The following is a 2,677-nucleotide window of genomic DNA, read 5'->3' on the forward strand; positions in this document are numbered from 1 at the left end:
GAGCTCATCAGCCAATGGCTAGCGCGACTACGCACACTGCCCGAACACATTCACAACCAGATGGTCCTGAACTGAAAAACGTGGGGATACCTCAGGGTCAGGTTCGCTTAGTCGGCCTGACTTTTTGTGGGCTAGGTGGGTGCGGATAACGTGCCGGGTTGCTGCTCTTTTACTTCCGCGGAACGTAGTGACGAAGTCGCCCCGTCTTCGTTGAAGTCACGTACATAGCCGCCATCGACACGTTTTGTGTTATTAAGGAATAGCGCTAGTTGCAGCCGGTGATGCTGATGAATCCTTAACGTCGTCTCACAAAAAGATACACACCTGAAGTGGATCGAGGGCATGGAACGTAAGCTATGAGAAATTCAAACTTGTTGATGATGGCCGTGCTGGCTATGTCGACCACTGCATGTGCGGAGAACAAAGTGCCGGTTCAATACTCCCAGTTGTCGTTGTCTCCCTTGACTGTTCATCGGCAGGACACCGAGAATGTGCGGATAGATTTCAAGGTGCCAATGGAGAGTCAGTATTACGTTGCGGGTGCTGACTATGAGGTGGTGAATGGCTCTTTGTCGGTGAGGATTCTTCGATGCTCTATCCATGAGCAATGCAAGGCCATGGCCGACTTGTTGCCGGGCCTTTCACCTTCGGTGGGGAGCGTAGTCATTCCTTTCACGGGAAATCGCGTGCGCATTGCGCACGGTGACGGTATCCAGGCGTTCGACATCTAAGGAGTTGGAAATGGCTGACCGGGTCGTGCTGGGAGTGCATAGCTGGGTTGATCCAAACACGCAGGCGGATGGAAGTGCGTTCGATAAGTTCACTGACGGCCACGCGTGGGTGACTGTCTCGCGAGACGGAGAGGTAAGTTATTACGGATTATGGCCGGATAGTCACCCGGACATTGTTCGGCGAGGGCAGAGCGACCCCAAAGCCACTGATATACGGGAGGGACGGGAGGCCAGCTCCGATGTGACAGCCAGTCGTTACTACACCCTTACTTCTGAACAAGCTAAAGAGCTCGAGATAGCGCTCAAGCAGAACGTGACGTGGGGTCCAACGACAACCTGCGCAGGCTGGGCTAGCGATACCGTCACCAGCGTCACCGGAAATAAACTGGACGCTACTGAGTTTTTGTCGATCGAGACGCCAAGAGAGTTGGTTAAAACAATTCGCCAGCTGGAGGCTAAGCAGCCGACAGCGCCAGACAATGCACTGCCTGCGGCGGAGAGAGAGCCAGGTTCGATGGATTCACTTAAGCCGCAGAACCTGCGTGAGAAAGCCTCTGATTGGTACGAATCCATGCAGAAGAGCGCTGAGGAAGCGGTTCGCCGCTTGGAAGAAGGGCTCGGGAGGAAGTACGACGGCAATAGTGAGCGGCTGGCCTACGGCGGTGCAGTAGTGGCGGCAAATCACAACCTGCAGCGCGTGGATCATATTTTGCTGGGCGATGCGACCAGCTCGGCAGCACGAGGTGAGCGATTTTTTGTAGTCCAAGGTGACTTGAACAACCCCGCACATCTTCGAGCGCATGGAAGCATGCATGAGGTGCTGAATACACCAGTGGAGCAGCATGCAGCTCGTCTACGGGAAATTGGTGAAGCACAGGTCCAGCAATCTCAGAGTGCGGCCGTGGAGCACGAACGCCAGCATCAGCAACAGCGCGGCATGGCGTGAACTAACGGGGGCTAATTCCTTTATGTGGTGGTGTTCTGTCGTTTCGCAACCTTCTCGGTCGATGTGCTGGCGTAATAACGGATCAGGTTAACGACTCAGTCGGCGGTGTTCGGTTTGCGCGGGCGATGAGCGGGCCTGACGCCTGCAAAGCGGTTGGTCTTGACTTCGACCATTGCGCGGAAGGCGTCGTGGCCCAGGGCTCGCTGCTGCTGTAGATGAAGACGAATGCTGGTAAGCAGTTCGTCGGAGAGGGTTTCATCGAGCAGAGCACGGTAGGCGTTGGATCGCTCGATCGGGTCGCTGCCAAGCGCAAGCCAACAGGGATGTGGTGTCAGTGCGGAGTGCTTGCGCTGGGCTAGATTGGCTGGGCAGCTGGACCAACGATACGCTGCCGGGTTGTCGGTCAGGCGAGCACGCACCGGATTGAGCTCAATGTAGCGATAGCAGCGAAGGACGTAGTCCGCACTGTCCACAAGACACGCTTTGTACCGGCCTTCCCATAGTGTTCCCGTGCGCCTGTGGCGGCCATTGAACAATGCGACGTAGTTTCACCCAAGGCGTTGCATCATTTGCCCGATTCGTCCCGCTGCAGGTGGCGTGACTAGCAAGTGCACATGGTTGTCCATCAAGACGTAAGCGTGCAGCTGGCAGCCTGTGGCGTGCAGGGCTTCATGCAGCAAGTGCAGGTAGCGCAATCGGTCGCCATCATCCAGAAAGCACGGCAAGCGGTTGTTCCCGCGCTGCACGATGTGCTGCGGGATGCCGGGAACGTCAATACGCGGAAGTCTGGCCACGGTGCAAGACTCGCAGCCAGGCGTTGGTGCTGATAGCGAGGAAACCCTCCCGAAAGCTGAGGCCGTAGCCTGAAATTTGGCTAGGAAGTGAACCTGAACCCGTTAGCGCCCGTTAGGGAACCTCTGAACAACGCACCACAGATACGCGACACTACCCGCCTCATGTTGAGGAGTGATCCATGCAACTGACGTTCGGTGACGCTGAG

Annotated in this window: 4 protein-coding genes; 2 read left to right on the top strand and 2 right to left on the bottom strand. The window is 56.3% G+C overall.

The genetic code is table 11. The features are described 5' to 3' along the window. The first annotated feature begins 356 nt into the window (after nucleotides 1-356). Both GGR62_RS20790 and GGR62_RS20795 read left to right on the top strand, forming a co-directional pair. Complete coding sequence (locus tag GGR62_RS20790; protein ID WP_184409707.1) at nucleotides 357-731, top strand: hypothetical protein; 375 nt, start codon at nucleotides 357-359, stop codon at nucleotides 729-731. Nucleotides 732-741: 10 nt separating this feature from the next. Further along, on the top strand, nucleotides 742-1,677 hold the full coding sequence (locus tag GGR62_RS20795; protein WP_184409708.1) for an XVIPCD domain-containing protein: 936 nt from the start codon (nucleotides 742-744) through the stop codon (nucleotides 1,675-1,677). Nucleotides 1,678-1,772: 95 nt separating this feature from the next. Here the strand turns inward: GGR62_RS20795 and GGR62_RS21365 are convergent, their stop codons facing one another. Both GGR62_RS21365 and GGR62_RS21490 read right to left on the bottom strand, forming a co-directional pair. Next, complete coding sequence (locus tag GGR62_RS21365) at nucleotides 1,773-2,150, bottom strand: transposase (RefSeq protein ID WP_184409709.1); 378 nt, start codon at nucleotides 2,148-2,150, stop codon at nucleotides 1,773-1,775. Between the two features lie 75 nt (nucleotides 2,151-2,225). Continuing rightward, complete coding sequence (locus tag GGR62_RS21490) at nucleotides 2,226-2,471, bottom strand: transposase (protein ID WP_184409710.1); 246 nt, start codon at nucleotides 2,469-2,471, stop codon at nucleotides 2,226-2,228. Nucleotides 2,472-2,677: the final 206 nt, after the last annotated feature.

This window comes from Xanthomonas sp. 3075 (assembly GCF_014197275.1).
Lineage (GTDB): Bacteria > Pseudomonadota > Gammaproteobacteria > Xanthomonadales > Xanthomonadaceae > Xanthomonas > Xanthomonas campestris_B.

What these genes read in the sequence shown, in the direction of transcription:
- GGR62_RS20790 (WP_184409707.1), top strand. Translation starts at nt 357, where the DNA reads ATGAGAAATTCAAACTTGTTGATGATGGCCGTGCTGGCTATGTCGACC.
- GGR62_RS20795 (WP_184409708.1), top strand. Translation starts at nt 742, where the DNA reads ATGGCTGACCGGGTCGTGCTGGGAGTGCATAGCTGGGTTGATCCAAAC.